Source organism: Pseudarthrobacter sp. efr-133-R2A-89 (genome assembly GCF_030209315.1).
Lineage (GTDB): Bacteria > Actinomycetota > Actinomycetes > Actinomycetales > Micrococcaceae > Arthrobacter.
Genome location: NZ_JARVSE010000010.1, coordinates 230,508 through 249,430 on the forward strand (window position 1 = coordinate 230,508; position 18,923 = coordinate 249,430).

General features: G+C 63.1%; 20 protein-coding genes. 5 read left to right on the forward strand and 15 right to left on the reverse strand.

Annotated elements, in window-relative coordinates; all coding sequences use genetic code 11:
* Positions 1-32: 32 nt before the first annotated feature.
* From rpsK to QRM95_RS16880, 4 genes are all read left to right on the forward strand, one after another.
* A complete protein-coding gene (gene rpsK / locus QRM95_RS16865) occupies positions 33-434 on the forward strand; it encodes a 30S ribosomal protein S11 (RefSeq protein WP_018760435.1) in 402 nt (133 codons plus the stop codon).
* A gap of 130 nt (positions 435-564) precedes the next feature.
* A complete protein-coding gene (locus QRM95_RS16870; RefSeq protein ID WP_013601812.1) occupies positions 565-1,575 on the forward strand; it encodes a DNA-directed RNA polymerase subunit alpha in 1,011 nt (336 codons plus the stop codon).
* 67 nt (positions 1,576-1,642) lie between these two features.
* Entirely contained in the window at positions 1,643-2,218 is a 576-nt protein-coding gene (gene rplQ / locus QRM95_RS16875) for a 50S ribosomal protein L17 (RefSeq protein ID WP_285248642.1), read from the forward strand.
* A 32-nt stretch (positions 2,219-2,250) separates the two neighbouring features.
* Positions 2,251-3,144: a tRNA pseudouridine synthase A gene (locus QRM95_RS16880; RefSeq protein WP_285248643.1), complete on the forward strand. Its 894-nt coding sequence runs from the start codon at positions 2,251-2,253 to the stop codon at positions 3,142-3,144.
* On the opposite strand, the gene QRM95_RS16885 is transcribed toward QRM95_RS16880, so the two are convergent.
* A complete protein-coding gene (locus QRM95_RS16885; RefSeq protein ID WP_285248644.1) occupies positions 3,141-4,808 on the reverse strand; it encodes a sensor histidine kinase in 1,668 nt (555 codons plus the stop codon). The two genes, QRM95_RS16880 and QRM95_RS16885, sit on opposite strands and share 4 nt — an antisense overlap.
* 252 nt (positions 4,809-5,060) lie before the next feature.
* Between QRM95_RS16885 and QRM95_RS16890 the strand changes: the two genes are divergently transcribed.
* On the forward strand, positions 5,061-5,846 hold the full coding sequence (locus tag QRM95_RS16890) for a response regulator transcription factor (RefSeq protein ID WP_109044361.1): 786 nt from the start codon (positions 5,061-5,063) through the stop codon (positions 5,844-5,846).
* 8 nt (positions 5,847-5,854) lie between these two features.
* On the opposite strand, the gene QRM95_RS16895 is transcribed toward QRM95_RS16890, so the two are convergent.
* The 14 genes from QRM95_RS16895 to cpaB (QRM95_RS16960) all read right to left on the reverse strand — a co-directional run bounded on the left by QRM95_RS16895 (position 5,855) and on the right by cpaB (QRM95_RS16960) (position 18,911).
* Positions 5,855-6,331 carry an Hpt domain-containing protein gene (locus QRM95_RS16895; protein WP_285248645.1) on the reverse strand — a complete coding sequence of 159 codons (477 nt, stop codon included), beginning with the start codon at positions 6,329-6,331 and terminating at the stop codon, positions 5,855-5,857.
* Between the two features lie 93 nt (positions 6,332-6,424).
* On the reverse strand, positions 6,425-7,312 hold the full coding sequence (locus QRM95_RS16900; protein ID WP_285248646.1) for a type II secretion system F family protein: 888 nt from the start codon (positions 7,310-7,312) through the stop codon (positions 6,425-6,427).
* Between the two features lie 7 nt (positions 7,313-7,319).
* Positions 7,320-8,252, reverse strand: a complete 933-nt coding sequence (locus QRM95_RS16905; protein WP_285248647.1) for a type II secretion system F family protein — start codon at positions 8,250-8,252, stop codon at positions 7,320-7,322.
* On the reverse strand, positions 8,249-9,751 hold the full coding sequence (locus QRM95_RS16910) for a TadA family conjugal transfer-associated ATPase (protein WP_133830317.1): 1,503 nt from the start codon (positions 9,749-9,751) through the stop codon (positions 8,249-8,251). Before QRM95_RS16910 ends, QRM95_RS16905 begins: the two co-directional genes overlap by 4 nt.
* A complete protein-coding gene (locus QRM95_RS16915; RefSeq protein ID WP_285248648.1) occupies positions 9,751-10,944 on the reverse strand; it encodes a CpaE/TadZ family protein in 1,194 nt (397 codons plus the stop codon). Before QRM95_RS16915 ends, QRM95_RS16910 begins: the two co-directional genes overlap by 1 nt.
* The gene (cpaB, locus tag QRM95_RS16920) at positions 10,941-11,690 is read right to left on the reverse strand and encodes a Flp pilus assembly protein CpaB (RefSeq protein ID WP_285248649.1); all 750 of its coding nucleotides are present in this window, start codon (positions 11,688-11,690) and stop codon (positions 10,941-10,943) included. Before cpaB (QRM95_RS16920) ends, QRM95_RS16915 begins: the two co-directional genes overlap by 4 nt.
* Before the next feature lie 22 nt (positions 11,691-11,712).
* Complete coding sequence (locus QRM95_RS16925) at positions 11,713-12,687, reverse strand: pilus assembly protein TadG-related protein (protein WP_285248650.1); 975 nt, start codon at positions 12,685-12,687, stop codon at positions 11,713-11,715.
* Complete coding sequence (locus QRM95_RS16930; RefSeq protein WP_285248651.1) at positions 12,675-13,088, reverse strand: TadE/TadG family type IV pilus assembly protein; 414 nt, start codon at positions 13,086-13,088, stop codon at positions 12,675-12,677. Before QRM95_RS16930 ends, QRM95_RS16925 begins: the two co-directional genes overlap by 13 nt.
* A gap of 100 nt (positions 13,089-13,188) precedes the next feature.
* The gene (locus QRM95_RS16935) at positions 13,189-13,416 is read right to left on the reverse strand and encodes a Flp family type IVb pilin (RefSeq protein WP_285248652.1); all 228 of its coding nucleotides are present in this window, start codon (positions 13,414-13,416) and stop codon (positions 13,189-13,191) included.
* A gap of 266 nt (positions 13,417-13,682) precedes the next feature.
* A complete protein-coding gene (locus QRM95_RS16940; RefSeq protein ID WP_285248653.1) occupies positions 13,683-14,591 on the reverse strand; it encodes a type II secretion system F family protein in 909 nt (302 codons plus the stop codon).
* A 9-nt stretch (positions 14,592-14,600) separates the two neighbouring features.
* Positions 14,601-15,548 carry a type II secretion system F family protein gene (locus QRM95_RS16945; protein WP_285248654.1) on the reverse strand — a complete coding sequence of 316 codons (948 nt, stop codon included), beginning with the start codon at positions 15,546-15,548 and terminating at the stop codon, positions 14,601-14,603.
* Positions 15,545-16,981: a TadA family conjugal transfer-associated ATPase gene (locus QRM95_RS16950; protein WP_285248655.1), complete on the reverse strand. Its 1,437-nt coding sequence runs from the start codon at positions 16,979-16,981 to the stop codon at positions 15,545-15,547. The genes QRM95_RS16945 and QRM95_RS16950 overlap by 4 nt, the downstream gene beginning before the upstream one ends.
* Positions 16,978-18,174, reverse strand: coding sequence for a CpaE/TadZ family protein (locus QRM95_RS16955; RefSeq protein WP_285248656.1), 1,197 nt, complete (start codon positions 18,172-18,174; stop codon positions 16,978-16,980). Before QRM95_RS16955 ends, QRM95_RS16950 begins: the two co-directional genes overlap by 4 nt.
* Entirely contained in the window at positions 18,171-18,911 is a 741-nt protein-coding gene (gene cpaB, locus QRM95_RS16960; protein ID WP_285248657.1) for a Flp pilus assembly protein CpaB, read from the reverse strand. Before cpaB (QRM95_RS16960) ends, QRM95_RS16955 begins: the two co-directional genes overlap by 4 nt.
* Positions 18,912-18,923: the final 12 nt, after the last annotated feature.

Sequence of the window (18,923 nt, forward strand, 5' to 3'; positions counted from 1 at the left end):
ACTTTCCCCAATAACTTTCTGTAGGAGAAAAAATGCCCCCGAAGACTCGTGGCGCGGTTCGCAAGCCGCGTAAGAAGGACAAGAAGAATATCGCGCTTGGCCAGGCGCACATCAAGAGCACCTTTAACAACACCATCGTTTCCATCACGGATCCCTCCGGTGCTGTTATTTCCTGGGCTTCCTCTGGCGAGGTTGGCTTCAAGGGCTCGCGCAAGTCCACCCCGTTCGCTGCCCAGATGGCTGCCGAAGCCGCTGCCAAGCGTGCGCAGGAGCACGGCATGCGCAAGGTTGACGTTTTCGTCAAGGGACCGGGTTCCGGGCGCGAAACCGCAATCCGTTCGCTGCAGGCCGCAGGCCTCGAGGTTGGCTCCATCCAGGACGTCACCCCCGCAGCGCACAACGGCTGCCGCCCGCCGAAGCGCCGCCGCGTCTAATTCTTTTCCGCAGCAGGAGCTTGCCCGGACCAGTGATGGCCCGGGCAAGCCCAGCGCGTTAAGTCTTCAGACCGAATTTCCACCACCTGTGTTGCGTCATATAGCGGATGCTCGCCGAAAGGAAACCTAAGTGCTCATTGCACAGCGCCCCACCCTCTCCGAAGAGGTAGTCTCCGAAAACCGTTCGCGGTTCATCATCGAACCGCTGGAACCGGGCTTCGGCTACACCCTCGGAAACTCCCTCCGCCGTACCCTGCTCTCCTCCATCCCCGGTGCTGCCGTAACCAGCATCCGGATCGATGGTGTGCTGCACGAGTTCACCACGGTTCCGGGTGTCAAGGAAGATGTCACCGAGATCATCCTTAACATCAAGAGCCTGTCGGTTTCCTCCGAGCACGACGAGCCTGTCGTGGCTTACCTGCGCAAGCAGGGCCCCGGAGTCGTCACCGCCGCGGACATCGCTCCGCCGGCCGGCGTCGAATTCCACAACCCGGATCTGCACATCGCCACGCTGAACTCGAAGGGCAAGTTCGAACTCGAACTGACCATCGAGCGCGGCCGCGGCTACGTTTCGGCAGCTCAGAACAAGTCCGGCGACGCAGAGATCGGCCGTATCCCGGTCGACTCCATCTACTCGCCGGTCCTGAAGGTTACTTTCCGCGTGGAAGCAACCCGTGTTGAGCAGCGCACCGACTTCGACAAGCTGATTGTCGACGTCGAGACCAAGCAGGCCATCGCCCCGCGCGATGCCGTCGCTTCCGCAGGCACCACCCTGGTGGAACTGTTCGGTCTGGCCCGTGAGCTGAACACCGCAGCTGAAGGTATCGAGATCGGCCCGTCGCCCACCGACGCTGCCCTGGCAGCCGACATGGCACTGCCGATCGAGGATCTGGACCTCACCGTCCGTTCCTACAACTGCCTCAAGCGTGAGGGCATCCACACCGTGGGTGAACTCGTTGCCCGCTCCGAGGCCGACCTGATGGACATCCGCAACTTCGGTGCAAAGTCCATTGACGAGGTCAAGGCAAAGCTGGTTGAACTGGGCCTGTCCCTCAAGGACTCGCCTCCCGGTTTTGACCTCGCAGCACGCGCCGCAGCAATCGAAGAGGACGACGCCGCCTTCGGCGACGACGAACTCTAAACCAGACCTTGGCCGCGGGCAGCACCATGGTGTGCCGCCCACGGCTTCCACATGAGGAGAAACAATTATGCCTACCCCCACTAAGGGTCCGCGCCTCGGAGGCGGCCCGGCTCACGAGCGCCTCATGCTCGCGAACCTGGCAGCATCCCTGTTCGAGCACAAGCGGATCACCACCACGGTGACCAAGGCCAAGCGCCTGAAGCCGTACGCAGAGCGCCTGGTGACCTTCGCCAAGCGTGGCGACCTCGCTTCCCGCCGCCGCGTTCTCGGCCTGATCAGCAACAAGGGCGTCGTCCACGAGCTGTTCACCGACATCGCCCAGGCAGTGGAGAACCGTGACGGCGGCTACACCCGCATCACCAAGATCGGCAACCGCAAGGGCGACAACGCTCCCATGGCTGTCATCGAACTGGTCCTGGAGCCGGTTTCCGCCAAGCAGGGCGTAGTAGCCGAGGCTACCTCTGCCGCCAAGCGCGACGCCGACAAGAAGGAAGCTGCCGCTGCCGCTCCGGCTGCCGAAGAGGCTCCGGCCGCTGAGGAAGCTGCCGCAACCGAAGAAGCACCTGCTGCCGAGGACGCCGCAACCGAAGAGGCTCCGGCCGCTGAGGAAGCTCCGGCTGCCGAGGAGAAGGACGCGAAGTAATTCGCTGACCTGCTTCGCATAGACTTAGGTCTGTGAACCACCAAAAACCCGCGGCCCCCGTCTTAGGGGGCGGCGGGTTTTTGCGTCTCCGGCTCGATCTTTCGTACGACGGCGGTCCCTTCAGCGGGTGGGCGCTGCAGCCGGGCCTGCGGACTGTCCAGGGAGTCCTTGAGGAAGCGATCGAGCTGGTGGTGCGCCGCGCGGTCCGGGTCACCGTGGCCGGCCGCACCGATGCCGGCGTCCACGCCCGCGGCCAGGTGGTCCACCTGGACCTCACTGAAGCTGAATGGCTGGCACTGCCGCGCGGGCACGAACTCGATCCCGCCGTCGCCCTGCTGCGCCGGCTCCGTGGCGCGCTGAACCGTGCCCTGGGCGACCTCCACGGCGCCGTCGAAGTCCATGACATCGCGTTGGCGCCTGTGGGCTTCGACGCCCGCTTCTCGGCCCTCTGGCGGCGCTACAGCTACCGGATCGCGGACGAACCAGCCCTCTGGGACCCGCTGGCACGGTACTTCACGCTGTGGCACAAGAATCCGCTGGATGTTGGCCTGCTCAACCAGGGTGCCTCGCAGCTGCTGGGCCTGCAAAATTTCCTGTCGTTCTGCAAGCCGCGCGAAGGTGCCACCACCATCAGGGAGCTGCAGCGCTTCGAGTTTGCCCGCGGTGACGACGGCGTCATCGTGGCCACCGTGCAGGCCGATGCGTTCTGCCACAACATGGTCCGGGCCTTGGTGGGTTCGGCCCTTTACGTGGGGGAGGGCACCGTGGAACCGGGCTGGCTGCACGAAAGGTTGCTCCTGCAGAAACGGGACGCCAAGTCAGTTTTGGCCGCCCCGCACCCGCTGGTGCTGGAGGAAGTGGCGTACCCGTCCGACGATGATCTGCTGGCCCGCGCGGAACAGACGCGGGCCCTGCGCCAACATTAGAACGACGGCGGTGGGCCCTCGGCCGGCAACGTCACCGTGAAGGTGCTGCCTTGGCCTTCGCCGCTCTGGCACGTGATGGTGCCGCCATGCCGCTCCACGATCATTCGGGTGATGGACAGGCCGAGCCCGGCACCGGGTATGGCTGCCTGACGCGCGGATTCGGCGCGGAAGAATCTGTTGAACACCCTGGCGGCGTCCTCCGCTGACATCCCCATGCCGGTGTCCTTGACGCTGAGTGAGACCCACTGGGCGTCCGCTTCGGCGCTGATGCTCACCGTACCGCCGTCGGGCGAGTATTTGATGGCGTTGGACACCAGGTTGTCCAGTACCTGGCCGATCCGGAGCGGATCAGCGTAGGCCCAGAGCGGCGAGGGGACCTCGGCGGCGAACTCCACGTGGGACCGCTGCGCCGACGCCTGCGCGGAGCCGAGGCTGGTCTCCACCAGGCTGGCGAGGTCGGTCCGTTTCGGGTGGACGTTCATGGTGGTGGACGCCGAGGCCGTCAGGTCAGCCACCAGGTCGATCATCCGCTCCGCGTTGCGCTGCACCACCAGGAGGCGTTTGGCTGCGTGCGGCGGCAGGTCGGCGACGTCGTCGAGCACCAGGTCCACGTTGCCGATGATCGAGTTCAGCGGGTTCTTGAATTCATGCGACACGTTGGACACCAGGTCCTGGTTTGCCGCCAGCGACTCGACCCAGCCCGTAACATCGCTGTACACCACCACGGCGCCGGTGAGCTTGCCGTCTTCGCTTACCAGGGGACGGGCCGCGGTGGAGACTGCCCGCTGTTCCGGGCCCTCGCCCGCCCACACCAGGTAGTCGGCAAATGATTCCCCGGCCATCGCCCGGCTGATGGGCCGCCGGTCCGGTGGAAGCAGGGTCCGCCGGTCCTGGCCGTAGATCAGCTGGTGACCCCGGCCGGGGAATTCGTCGTCGGCGCCTGTGACCCGGCGGAAGTTGCGCTGCCGGCTGTTGGAGACCAGGAAGTGGCCTGAGCGGTCGACGGCGGCTATGCCGACGTCGGTGGCGTCCAGCACCGTTTCCAGCAGCTTCTCCCGTTCCCGGCTTGCGGCCAGCAGCTCACGGAGTTCCCGGTCCTTTTCGGCGAGTTCGCGTTGCTGCAGCCGCAGGTTCACGCTCGCGAAGCGGATGGCCAGGGAAACGGCGAGCATCATGAGGGGGAAGAGGACCACGGTGGTGAGGTCCGAGGCCGTGACGGACGGGAGGTGGGTCACGGTTGGCGGGACCATGATCAGGAAAGGGCCCACAAAGCTAAGCACCAGGCTGGTCCGGGTCAGCATTCCTGAGGCGGACAGCCAGATCACCGGGAAGACCACCAGCACGGCCAGGCCAGGGAGCAGCGGTGCGGCACCGTTGCGAAGGAACCCGATGGCCGCGAAGTCCAGGACCGGGATGAGCAGGTAGGCCCGGTGCGCCAGGCGTTCCCAAGGGACCAGGAAACAGGCAAGGAACAGGATCCCGTGCAACGCAATGCCGGCCAGGTACAGGGTGCTGTGCGTGAGCGAGGGCCAGGCGAAGGGTGTGGCTATGGCAATGATGGCCACAATGACCGTGATGGGGAGTTGGCACAGCGCCACTTGGGCGCGGGTTCCCAGCCTGCGGAAGATGCGGCCGGGTCCCCGGTGGAACAATGGCTCAGCCATGTTTCTGACTCGTACCCCTTTACCTGTGGAAAGCAAAGTGCGAGGGAGGCTTTCTTTACGGCTCCCATACCGGGCAGGTACCCCTTTCCGCCCATATTGCACATGTCTTGTCATAATAATTGACTTTTCAATTTTTAGGGCTGTTGCGGATGTCATCAGCAGGGCTTACTAGTAGCGTATAAATGGTTGGAGCGGGTATGGCATTGGCGCTGGGCCAATGGGGGGCCATCTCCGCCTGGCGCAGGGATAGCAATGGACGATCTTGGTGTAGCTGTGGTCATCGAAGATGACGCCGATGTGCGGAACCTCCTTGAAGGTGTTTTGACCCAGGCGGGCTTTGAAGTGCATACAGCTGATGATGGGCGGTCCGGGGTAGAGGTGGTCCGCAGCAAGCAGGCCAACGTTGTGACTCTCGATATTGGGCTGCCGGACATTGACGGGTTCGAGGTCTTGCGGCGGATCCGGACCTTCAGCAACGCCTACGTGGTGATGCTGACGGGGAGGACTGAGGAACCGGACCTCTTGTCAGCCCTGAACACCGGGGCTGATGACTACATAGCCAAGCCGTTCAGGCCCAGGGAGCTCCGTGCCCGGGTGGCGGCAATGATGCGCAGGCCACGCCAGGAGGTCAACGGGCCGCGCCCGTCACCTGCCGCGTGGGGCCAAGCAGCGGCTCCTGCCGCCGCGCCCGCCGAGTCCGGAATCCTGCAGCACAACGGGCTTCGCCTGAACCACCGGACGCGCACCGTGGAAGTCAGGGGGGAGCCGCTGGGCCTGACGCGCAGCGAATTCGACCTGCTCCATGTGCTGCTGAAAGGTGGCGGCGCCGTGTGTACCAGGGCTGACCTGGTGCGGGCGGTCCGCGGGGAGTTCTACGACCACGACACGTACATCAGCGAAGCGGACGAGCGGGCCGTCGAAGTCCATGTGGGAAACCTGCGGCGCAAGCTCAAGGAGGACCAGCTCGCCCCGCGCTGGCTCCAGACGGTCCGCGGGGTGGGGTACAGGCTTGCGCCGCGCCGGCCCGACGACGCCTGACCGGACCGCTACCCCTGTTCGGGGATGAAGGTTGACTGGAGCTCGGACACCGTCCGCGCGCCGTCGTGGGCAACGCCGGCCATCATGGCCTGACCCTGGACGAAGTCGCCTTGCCGGATCAGGGTCTCGAGGACCTCGGCGAGCTTGGCCAGCCGGATACCGCCCACCATTGCGGAACTGATTTTGAGGCTGATCACCGCGTCCAAGGCTGAGGCCTCGTCCTGGCTGTCCACGGCTGTTCCCAGCCGGGCCAGGCGTGTGTCCCACATGGCGGCGTAATCCCGGGCGAAGCGCCGGGCCAGTCCGGACCCTGCGAGTTCATCGTCGAGTTCATCCAGCACGGATGCATCAATGAGAGGCAAGAGAGCGGCCGCCTCCAGCGAATGGGCCGCACCTGCGGCTGGAATGGGCGGCGGCGCGATCCCGGCCGGCGGCACATCCGCAGCGGGGCTGTTTCCGCTGGAGCCGGGATCGGGATTGTGCATTGTCCAAGGCTACTTCCTGGAAATCCTTCGGTGAGCTGTTTCGGATGATTCTGTGTAAACCTTGAGGCAACCTTGCCGCCATGCTGAGCAACCCTACTGGCCAGTAAACGTGGCGATGGTATTAATGACCGCCGGCCCCAGAATGGCAATAAAGAGCACCGGAAATATAAAGAACAACAAGGGGAAAAGGATCATAACGGGCAGTTTCATGGCCTTTTCCTCGGCCCGCTGGCGCCGTTTGACGCGCATGACCTTGGCCTGGACACGCAGTACCCGGCTGATGGCGATTCCATACGTGTCGGCCTGCACCACGGCCTGCACGAAGCTGCGCAGTTCGGGAATGCTGGTCCGCTCGGCCAGGGCGATGTAGGACTCTCGGCGGCTGCGCCCCACCTGCATGTCCTGAAGGGCGCGCACCAGTTCGTCGGCAAGGGGGCCTTTGCCGTTTTCACCGGCCCGTGCCATGGCGCCTTCGAAGCCCAGCCCGGCTTCCACCGAAATGAGCATCTGGTCCAGGGTGTTGGCAAGTTCCAGCTGGATGGCCTTCTGCCGTTCCGACCCCTTGCTGTACAGCAGGAGGTCCGGGATGAAGTAGCCAAGAACCAGGATGAAGAGGCCGGCAAGCTTCATGATCGGTGAGCTGCCGATCGAGGTCAGGTACAGGCCAACGGCCGCGCCGGCCACGCCAAGTCCGAGCTTGGACCCCAGCACTTTTCCGAGCGGCATGGATGCGGGCCGGCCGGCCAGGGCCAGGAGCCGGTCAAGGAAGGCGACGTAAGCGGGGGGAGTCAGGCGCCTGCCCAACGCCTCGAGGAGTCCCGGCCCTGTTCCGGCGGGGGCGGCGGCCGCGGGCGGTGCGCCGCGCGAGAGCAGTTCGGCGGCGGCGATCCGGCCCTGCTTGTCCACGGTCAGGACGGACCAGGTTAATGCGCCCAGGGGCAGGCAGACCAGCAGGATCGAGAGTACGACGGTCAGGTTCATGGCTTCCTCAGAACTTCAGGTCGATAATCTTGCGCATCCACAGCGCGCCGATGGTCATCAGGACGAACGAGGCACCGATCATCACCCAGCCCAGGGGGTGGGTGAACATTGAATTCATGTAGTTGGGGCTGACGGCCAGCAGCATGGCCACGATGCCGAACGGCATGGCGATGAGGATGTAGGCCGAGAACTTGCCTTCGGCGGCCAGTGCCTTGATGTGGCCCTTGATCTCCGCGCGCTCGCGGATGGTCTCGTTCACCTGGTCCAGCACTTCGGCCAGGTTGCCGCCCACCTCTCGGTTGATCTGGATGGCTTGCGAGATCCACACAAAGTCCTCGTTCTTCATCCGTTCGGCGGTGTCGTTCAGTGCTGCCAAAAGGTCGCGGCCCAGGCTTGTCTCGGTGATCACGCGGCGCATCTCTTCCGAGGTGGGTTTTTGCGATTCCATGGCCGCGGCGTCGATGGCGCGCAGGATGCTGTGTCCGGCGCGGAGGCCGCCGGAAAGCAGTTGCAGGGTATCGCCGAGCTGACCGTCGAACGCAGCCCGGCGCTTTCCGGCCAGGAACCCGAGGACAAGCTTGCCGGCGAACGGTGCCAGGAGCGCAAGGAGCAGCCCTGCCAGGGGGCCGACCGTGACGATGCCCACCAGCATTCCCACGCAGGCTCCGATCCCCACCAGCAGGAAGAACTCCGCCTGGCTCAGCCGCAGCCCCGCGTTCTCCAGTTCCGCCCGGGAGAAGAGTTTCACTTGCCGGCCGGCGAGCAGCCGTTCGAAGGACTTGACCCCCGAGAGGGCCAGGCGGGTCAGGGAGGACGGCGGCTCGGGTTCAAAGGGGCGACGGCGGTCCAGCGGCACCGAGGGGGCGCCCGGCAGGAGGACTGCGACGCCGAGCATGCAGATGGCCGCCAGCAGGATGACGGCTCCAATGCCGATGATCATGAGTGTTGCCCCTGCTTCGCGCCCGGTGACAGCGGACCGGCGAAAACTCCCGGCGAGACATGGATGCCAAGGTCCTCGAACCGGTCGATGAACCGGGGACGGATGCCGGTGGCTACGGGCTTGCCCATGAAGCGGCCCTGGGCGTCCACGCCTGCGGAGTAGTCGAAGACGAACGCGTCCTGGAGGGTGACGATGTCGCCTTCCATCCCCTGGACCTCGGTGACATGGGTAATGCGGCGGGACCCGTCGCGGAGCCTGGAAATCTGCACGATCAGGTTCACCGCGGAGGCGATCTGTTCACGGATGGCGCGCAGCGGAAGGTCCATGCCGGCCATCAGCACCAGGGTTTCGAGGCGGGCAACGGCGTCGCGGGGCGAGTTGGAGTGCACCGTGGACAGGGAACCGTCGTGGCCGGTGTTCATTGCCTGCAGCATGTCCAGCGATTCGCCGCCACGGACCTCGCCCACCACGATCCGGTCCGGACGCATACGGAGCGAGTTGCGGAGGAGCTCACGGATGGTCACCTCGCCCTTGCCTTCGGTATTGGGCGGCCGGCTTTCCAGCCGGACCACGTGGTCCTGCTGGATCTGCAGTTCCACGGCGTCCTCGATGGTGACGATCCGTTCATCGTGCGGCAGGAAGGAGGACAACACGTTCAGGAGGGTGGTTTTGCCCGTACCCGTGCCGCCCGAAACGATGATATTGAGCTTGGCTTTGACGCAAGCGTTGAGCAGCTCGGCCATTTCCGGGGTGAGCGTGCCGAAGTCAATGAGGTTGCGGACCGTCAACGGGGTCTTGGAGAACTTCCGGATGGTCAGCGAGGAGCCGCCCACGGCCAGCGGGGGGATGACGGCGTTGACGCGGGAGCCGTCCTCCAGGCGTGCGTCCACAAGGGGGGAAGACTCGTCGATGCGGCGGCCCACCTTGGATACGATCCGTTCGATGACCTTGCGGAGGTGTTCCTCGGAGCTGAAGCGGGATTCGGTAAGTGTCAGCTTGCCCTTTCGCTCGACGTAGATCTGGTCCATCCGGTTGACCATGATTTCGGTGACGGCGGGGTCGTCCAGCAGTCGCTGAAGGGGGCCGTAGCCCAGCACGTCGTCGGCCACGTCGCGGACCAGGCGGGCGCGTTCCTCCGCGCTGAGCGGAACTTGCTCTGCATCGATGATGCGGGTGAGCTCATCCTTGGCGGTGCTCCGCAGTTCCTGCTCGGTGACGGCGGCGTCGTTGAAGCGCGCTCCCATGCGTTCGAACAGGGCGGTGGCCGCCCTGTCCTTCATGGCTGCGAAGACGTCCACGCCCGGTGCCTTGGGCACAAAGGAAGTGCCGGCGTCGTGCGTTGAATGCACGACGGCGGCATGGGCGGGAAGGCGTTTGTCCGTACCGTCGGCGGCGGCCGGGGCGGGCGCGGGGGCAGGGTGCGGAGGCTCCAGCAGCGCGGTGCCGGCCGGTGCCGGGGGACGGCCCTGGGCCGCGTTGATGCGTTCGGAGAGTTTCATCAGATAACCACCCTTCGGTGAAGCTTCCGCTGGGCCTGCGTGCGCCATGCCGGGTTGAAGCGCTGGACGAGTTGGCGGAGGCTTTTGACGGCCGGGTCCTTCTTGGAGTCCTGGAGGACGGGGATGCCGCGGTTGGTGGACAGTGCCACTGCCCGGGAGCGGGGGACGCTGACGTCCACGGGGGCGCCGATGGTGGATTCGACGTCCCGGACGTTCAGGCCTGCTTTGGCGTCGGCCATGTTCAGGACCACGTGGCGGGATTCGGGCATGATGTCCAGTTGGCGGAGGACTTCCAGGCCGGAACGGAGGCCGCGCAGGCTGGGGATGTCCATGGCGCTGACCCAGACCACGTCAGTGCATTTTTCCATGGCGGCTAGCCCGATTTCCGGCATGCCGGGGGCGGTGTCCAGCACCACGTACTGGAATTCCTGGGCCAGCTGGTCCAGCAGGTGGCTGACTTGGTCCGGGGTGATGTGGTCCGCATCCACCGGGTTGGGCGGGGCGCACAGGGCGTAGATGCCGGCCGGGTGCACGGTGAGGAAGGCCTTGAGGACCAGGGAGTCCTGGGCGGCGGCCGGGGTGACGGCGTCCGTGACGGTGTGTTCGGGGTTGAGGTACAGGCCGGAGGCGACGTCGCCGAACTGCAGGTCAAGGTCCACGATGACCACGCTCATGGGCGCCACCTGGCCCAGGCCGATGGCGATATTGGTGGCCAGGGTGGTTTTGCCGACGCCGCCCTTGGGGGAGAAGACGCCGATGACCAGGCCTTTGCCGCTCCCCGGCTGTTGCGTCTCGGGGCCGCGGTGCCGGGTGGCGAACGACTGGCAGGCGCGTTCCAGCAGCACCCGGATTTCGGCGGCGTCCGCCTGGGGGCTGAGGATGTCACGGATACCCGCCCGCATGGCGTGCAGCAGGCCGGCGGGGTCAACGTCGCTGACCAGGACCAGGCTGAGGCCGGGGAGCTGAACATCGAAAACCTTGGCGAACCGGAGTGCTTCCTCGTACGGGACATCCGGGCCGATGATCAGCACCTCCGGCTGCTCCTGATTGAGGAGCGCGAAGAGTTCCGCCGGGCCGGCCGGAAGGATATCGCTCGCGATGGTCTGGACAGTGCCGCGCAGGCCGTTGACGACGGCGGCGCGCAGCTTCTGGTCGAAGTCGCCGTTGGGGGAGAGGAGGACGAAGCGGCTCACTTGTACACCGTGTCCTTCCTGGCGATGAACCCGCCGTTGTCCTGGGCGTCGAGGGGCTCCTTGGTGAGCCAGAGATCGCCGTTGTTTGAGGAATAGATGATCTTGGTGGCGTCGATGTCGCTGACGGCAACGGTGACCATGAACGACCCCTGCGGGAGGGTGGTGTCCTGCGGGTTGGAGCCGTCCGTGGGCTTTGCGCTTGGTTGCGGGGCACGCTGGACGGCGGTCACCAGGATTTTGCGGAGGGTGAGCTGGGTTGTTGCCTCTCCGGGCTTCGTCTTGTCCGCTCCTGCGCTGAAGCTGAACCCGATCCCGATGTGATCGCCCGCTTCAATCCTGCCGCCCACCACCCGCTTGGCTTCCAGTTCGAAGGTGACTTCCTGCATGCCCGCGGGCACTTTGACGGACCCGCTGGACTTGGCGTCTTGTGGGTCCACGAGCCGCTCGGCGAGGAGTTGCTCGCCCGGGACGAGGTCCACGGCGGCCACCTTGCCGGCTGAATCGTCGAGGTTCTTGAGGGCAGTCTTCGAAACGGCCGTTGCCGGAACCTGCTGCACCGCGACTGACGCCTGCACAATGTCGAAGGAGGAGCCGGCCGGTACCGCCTTGGTCACCACGAGAACCCCGGTGGGATCCATGTCCTTCATGGCGCGGGCATCGGCGCCCTGCGCGTACGTAACGATGAGGACCGCTCCGATGATGGCCAGCACCACTGCTGATACACCGGCCAACATACGTGACTTCACTGACTGCTCCTGTTGCTTCTGGCTAGGGGGTGAGGCGTACGATCGAGGCCCCGTAATTTGGGACGCTTCCCAGCGCGAACGCTTGAGCCAAGGACACGAACTTGACGAAATAGCCGCGGATCGTTTTGTTCTGGATATTGCCGCCGGTGGACCAGTTGTTGCTGGCAAAGTGGTAACCGGTGACGTGGAACGCGGCGAAGCCCTTCACGTAGTACTTGACGGCGGCGCCAGTGCCTGTCGCCAGATCAAAAAGCGGGAGAAGGACGGTCTGATCGTTCATCTGGTTGAAATCGGTAACAGTGCAGGTTGACGGGGCGCTGGCACCCGGGTCACTGTCGAACCAAATCCCTGAGTCGTTCGATTGGCCTGCGGTCATGGTGACCGAACAGCTTGTCCCGGTGGTGGTGATCCAGCCGAATCCGCCCGGAAGTTTGTTATTGCACGCGGGTGTTTGTTGATCCAGTAGCTGAACAATGCCGGTTGATCCGCCGGCAGGGATGTCAAGCTTGCAATAGGCGATTGCCAGAGGCAGGATTGCCGGGCCCTTGGCGGGGGTGCCCCATTGTGCCTTGGAGGTTGCGTTCACTTCGGCCGATGAAATGCCGAGGGCGCGGGCGAAAAACAGCGACACCTGGTTGGGAGTCTTGCCGGCTTCCTGGGCACCCGCCGTGACCGTCACGGACTGGTTAGGCAAATCGACCGATGTTGCCTTCATGTTGGTGAGACCGTCGTTTGCGTTGCCATTGGCAAGGCTCGCGGCCAGGGATGACGTGTTGGAACAATCGGGATCCGATACGTTCTTGGCACATTTCTGGGCGATCGCGAGGGCGGCCGCATCGGCGCCGTTGCGAATCTGGGTTCGTTCTGCGTACATCATGCTGACGTCTACTGCCATGGCCGCGAAGCCGAGGAGCACCACCAGCATGATGGCAACGATTACGCTTACAGCGCCGCGTTCACAGGTGTCTGCTGGTTTTAGCTGAATCAGCCGCCGCACAGCATGGCTCCTTTGGCAGTCATTGTGAACGGGCCTGTAATCCCCGTCAGCGTCGACAGGCTGTAGGTGATGGTTACCGTGGTTTGGGGGCTTGTTCCGGTGGAAATCGTTGACGGACACGGTGTGCCGAATTGAACGGCGCTGTCCTGCAAGCCTGGCTGCAAAGAAACCGCCGTGTTCTTGGCTGTCGTTCGAGCGTTTACTTGAGCAGCAGCCTGGGCAGTAGCCGTTCGATCAGCCATCGCCATAACGCGGGCCGCTTCGCGGGCCGCGGCCGAAAGTTCGGCCTGGGCGTTATAGGCCCGGCTAAATTCCATGACTCCAAGCAGCAAACTGACCAGGACCGGCACCACAATCGCGAACTCGACGGTAGCTGCGCCGCGTTCGGATGCGCAGGACATTGGATGCCTTTCGGTGGACTAAGTATTCTCTGGAAGCTGATGTGGCGGCGCCTCTTGGCAGCCGCCGCCACATCGGCAAAGCGAGAGGCCGGGACCTTGTCTACTTTGAGCAGCTTGCGGCGACGTCGCCCGCACGGGCCGTAAGGGTACCACCCACCATTGAGCACTTGACCTGAGTGAACATGTCCTGAAGCGTGCCACCGAGAAGACCGACGGCGGTGATGATAACGACTGCAATGAGAGCGACCATGATGCCGTACTCAACGGCGGTGGCCCCCTTCTCTTCACTGCGAAGGCGGATCATGAGGTTGGTGTAGAGAGAAAGCATTTTGACTCCTGAGCGAGACGGATTGGCTGGCCCTGCACCAGCACTGAAATGAAGTTAGCCACGGGTTTTGCCGTCTTGACCGGATCTTGCAACATCCTGCGCAAAGACTTTCCCTGTTGCCCGCGTCCTGCGCAAATGCTGGGCTTTTACTCGGATGGCGGTGGGATTTCGGCGGAAACAGGAAAGCAAGAAGGACCCCCTCGGTTCTGGGTGCCGAGGGGGTCCGGACTATGGACGCAGTAGCGCAATGTGGTGCTGTTGAGAAATTAGAAGGCGCTCGCGAAGGTCTTCATGACATTTATGGCCGCCGGGCCGATGATCACGATGAAAAGAACCGGCAGAATGGCGAACATCAACGGGAAGAGCACCTTGACGGGCAGCTTCATGGCTTTTTCTTCTGCCCGCTGCCTGCGCTTTACCCTCATTTGTTTTGCCTGCGTCCTGAGGACCTTTGCGATGGCGATGCCGTAGATGTCAGCCTGAACCACGGAACGGACAAAGGACCTCAAATCGGGTACGTCGGTCCTGGTGGCCAAGGCCTCATAGGCTTCACGCCGGCTTCGGCCAACTTGCATGTCCTGCAGGGTCCGCATGAGTTCAAAGGCCAGGGGCCCTTTTCCGTTTTGCCCTGCCCGCGCCATTGCAGCTTCAAAACCCAAGCCCGCCTCAACCGAAATGAGCATCTGATCCAAGGTGTTGGGCAGTTCCAGCTCGATTGCCTTCTGGCGTTCAGCGCCCCTGCCGTGGACAAGAATGTCAGGCGTGAAATATGCGAGGGCCGCTGCAAGGACTACGAACAGGGCGGCGGACGGTGTCATGTTGTTGCTGATGAACATGATTCCCAAGACCGCTACGAGGAGTGCCAGGGCCGGTTTGGCAATCAGAAGCCGTGGGAGGGGCAGCTGAGCCGGCCGGCCGGCGCGCGCAAGGAGTTTATCCAGCCAAGCAACGTAACCCTTCGGCGTAACCCTCATGCCGAAAGGAACCACCGGTTTGGCATCGGTATGCGCGGAAACGATCGCTCCTGGAACTCCGCTGTCAATAAGGCGGATACCTTTGCCGAGGTTGCTCCGGACCGCCGCGACGCCCCGCCTGTCCACCGCGAGGAAAGACCACGCCAGAAACGAAGTGGGGAACACGATCAGGCCAACAATGAGCCAAGCCATGGTTGTCATTTATTCCTCCTAGAACTTGATCTTGACGACGCGGCTCAGCCAGAACGATCCGACGCCCAGAAGCACAACGGCTACGCCCAGCAGGATCCAACCCAACAGGTTGGTGTACAGCGTTCCGATGTAGGAACTGTTGACCACCGACATGTAAAGGAACATGCCGACCGGCAGTGCGACGAGGATGTAGGCGGACAACTTACCTTCTGCGCTGAGGGCCTTGACCTGGCCTTTGATCTGGCTGCGTTCCCTGATGGTTTCCCCGACCTGGTCAAGGACTTCTGCCAGATCGCCGCCCACTTCGCGGTGGATCTCAATCGCTTGCCCTACCCATTCAAAGTCCTCGCTGCGCAGCCTGTGTGCCGCATCGAGCATTGAGTCCCTTAGGTCCCGGCCGAGCCTGTTTTCGTTCACCAGCCTGGCGAATTCTTCAGAGGTTGGAGCGTCTGCCTCCTTTGCCACGGCATCAACAGATCGGAGCAGGCTGTGTCCGGCCCGCAGGCCACCTGAGAGCATTTGCAGGGTGTCGCCCAGTTGAGACTCAAACTTGGCTCGCCGCCTCGCGGACAACACGTTCAAGGCCACCTTGGCCAGGAGGGGGGTTGCCACAATGAATAGAAGTGCGGGCAGCAAGCCCCCAAGAATGAAGCCAACGAAACCTGCAGTGACGGCGCTGCAGGCTACGAGAAGCAGGAAGTCTGCCTGGCGCATCTTCAGGCCGGCCTGCTCCAACGAAGCCCTGCTGCCGAACCGGGCATTCTTGCTGACGTTCCGTTCCAGGAAGGCCGTAGCTGAATCCGTGGCCCGCGTCAGCAGGGTGGGGCCATTGACCACGCCTGGACGTCGTCGGGAAATGGCTATTTCCCCCCGGGCGCTCTTGAAAGTGACCAGGAAAAGGACGGCCCCCGCAGCGAGGCAGAGGGTAATTCCCAAAGCGAGGAATACCGGGTTCGTAACTGTCACCGGAACCCACCGCCCACCGGAGACGAACCGAAGACAGCGGGGGACAGCGGAATGCCCAGCTCAGCAAAGTGATCCACGAACCGTGGACGCACCCCGGTCGGGACTGGGCGGCCAAGGAACTTTCCGTTTGCGTCCACTCCAGCGCTGTAGTCAAAGACAAAGGCATCCTGAAGAGTGACAATGTCCCCCTCCATACCTTGGACCTCGGTCACGTGGGTGATCCTTCGGGAGCCATCCCGAAGCCTCGAAATGTGAACGATGAGGTTCACTGCCGAAGCAATCTGCTCGCGAATGGCGCGCAGGGGAAGATCCATACCTGCCATGAGGACCAGCGTCTCGAGCCTGGAGATCGCATCCCGGGGTGAGTTCGCGTGGACAGTGGAAATTGAGCCGTCGTGGCCTGTATTCATCGCCTGCAGCATGTCCAGGGATTCCCCGCCACGAACCTCGCCGATCACAATCCTGTCAGGCCGCATGCGCAATGCGTTGCGAACAAGGTCCCTGATGGTGATCTCCCCCTTGCCTTCGATGTTTTGCGGGCGGCTTTCCAGCCGGACTACATGGTCCTGCTGCAGCTGAAGCTCCACCGCATCTTCGATGGTGACAATTCGCTCGTCGGAAGGCAGGAAGGATGACAAGACATTGAGCATCGTCGTCTTACCTGTTCCAGTACCTCCGGACACGATGATGTTCAGTCTGGCGCGGACACAGGCGTGGAGTAGCTCCGCGATTTCCGGAGACATCGACCCCAACGAGATCAAGTTGTTGACGGTCAGTGGCACCTGGCCAAACTTCCGGATCGTCAGGGACGAGCCGCTGACGGCTAAAGGCGGGATGATGGCGTTGACGCGCGAGCCATCGCTAAGGCGGGCATCCACCAGCGGTGAAGATTCGTCAATCCGCCGACCAACCTTTGTCACAATTCGCTCGATGACTTTCCGAAGATGATCCTCATCGTTGAACCGGGAACCGGTGATTCCCAGCTTTCCCTGGCGTTCGACATATATCTTGTCCGGCCCGTTGACCATGATCTCGGTGATCTCGCCGTCCTTGAGGAACTTCTCAAGGGGGCCGAGCCCCAGCACGTCGTCGATGATCTCCTGGACGAGGCGGTTGCGCTCGCTGAGGGTCAGCGGAATGTCTTCCTCTTCGATGATTTTCTTCAGTTCGTCTTTGACGTACTGCTGCAGTTCGGCGTCATCAATGGAAGAGTCCGTGATCCGGCTTCCCATCCGCTCATACAATGCAACGCCGGCGCGTTCCTTGAGAGCGCTGAGGGCTTCATTGGGTTCGTTCGCATAACTGGGCGGAGTGAGTGAGTCGGAAGTCGGTGCGGCGTTTGGGTGCCAAGGACCTGCCGGCGGCGTGCCCGGACCACTGGTTTTAGCTTCATCGATCCCCCGGGCTGCTTCTAACCTTCGTGCCAAAGTCACTGGACTACCGCCCTTCTGTGGAGCTTCTTGTGCTGTTTGTCTTTCCAATCCGGCTTTAGCCGGTCCACTAATTGAGTAAGCCCGCGGGCTGCCCCGTCCCTGCTGCCGTCCTGAAGAAGCGGCACGCCCTTGTTGGTGGAAAAGGGCACAGCGCGGGAACGCGGAAGGACCACGTCCACGGGACAGCCGATAGTGGCCTCAACGTCCTGTACCGTCAGGCCGCTCCTGCGGTCGGCGAAATTGAGGACTACATGGCGGTTTTCCGGGACCAGGCCCAACTCGTCAAGGATCCGAAACCCCGTTCTCAGGCCACGGATGCTCGGGATATCCATGCCGCATACCCACACCGCATCGGTCGCCCGGTCCAAAGTTGCCAAGACGTGCTCTCCCAGGCCTGGAGCGGTATCGACGACAACATACTGGAACTCGCCGGCCAGCTGGGAGATGAGGTGTCCCACCTGGTCTCCACTGATCTGGTCGGCCTGCGCCGGGTTGAGGGGTGCGCAGAGTGCGTAGACTCCTGAGGGATGCAGCGTCAGGTAGGACTTGAGCACCATGCTGTCCTGGACCGCAGCTCCCGTGACGGCATCCGCCAAGGTGCGTTCCGGCTCCAGCATCAGCCCGGAGGCCACGTCACCGAACTGCAGGTCAAGGTCGACAACAACGACGCCGGTTGGAGCGACCTTGCCTAAGCCAACGGCCAAGTTGGTGGTCACCGTCGTTTTCCCTACACCGCCCTTGGGAGACATCACCGCGATGATTCGGGTGCCCGTGGGTGCCTCTGCTACCGACGCACCTAAGCCGCGGCGGCGTCCTGCGGATGCCAGGCTTGCCCTTTCCAGCATGGCCCGGATCTCGTCGACTGCAGCCTCCGGATTGAGCAGGTCACGAATACCGGCGCGCATGGCAGGAAGGGCAACCTCTGATCCACCTTTGGTCACCAGGACAACGCTGATCTCCGGGAACTGCAGATCAAACAGGCTGGCCAGCCGGATAGCGTCGTCGGTGGGAAGCCCCGGTCCAAGAAGAATGACTTCAGCCGGGTCCCCGTTGATCGCCCGAAGAATATCGTCCGGACTCGGCGGGAGGTAGTCGGCCTGAAGCGTTTGCAGCGTGCCGTGAAGCCCGCTGGTGGCTTGCTTGGTTTTCTGGACAAAGGCGTTGTCCGGCGTGATCAAAACGAACCTGCTCATTTGAGCAACTCGGCTTTCTTGATAATGTTCGAAGCACTTTCCGTGGCTGACGCGGGTTCCTTCGTGAGCCACAGCTTTCCGAACTCCGCGGCGAACGCGATCTTCTGGGCATCGACATCATTTCGAGCAAACGTGACCAACAGTTGACCCGTAGGGAGCTGGGTATTTGCTTGCTCGCTGGAGGCGCCCTGGGAGCCGGAGGCCTGCGCCGCAGCCCGTTGAACGCTGGTGACCAGAACCTTGTGGAAGATCTGCTGTGCCGTCCCACCGTCTGCGCTATCACCGGCGAACAAAGCAACGACGCCGACGGTGTCACCGGCTGCGATTCGTCCGCCGACCACCCGCTGGGCATCGAGCTGAACCGAGATTTCCTGCATGCCGGCGGGCACTGGAACAGATCCTGGAGCCGCAAGGCTCGTCGGGTCAACCAGACGGACCCCGAGGAGGGGCTCTCCCGGGACCAGATCGGCAGATGCTACTTTCCCATCCAGCCCATCCAGGCTCTTAAGGGCCCCGTTGGGAACTGACGCAGACGGAAGGGAAGTGAGCTTTACGGCTGACTTGATTTGCTCCAGCGTTGATCCTTGGGGTAACTGCTTTTCAACCACCAGAACATCAATGGGTTGTAGATCGGCTTGGGCTCTGGCTTCAGAACCTTGGACATATGAGACGAGAAGCAACGTGCCTACCACAGCGAGCACGAGCGCAACGATGCCTCCCAGAAGGCGAGTTTTCACTGTTTCCCCTTA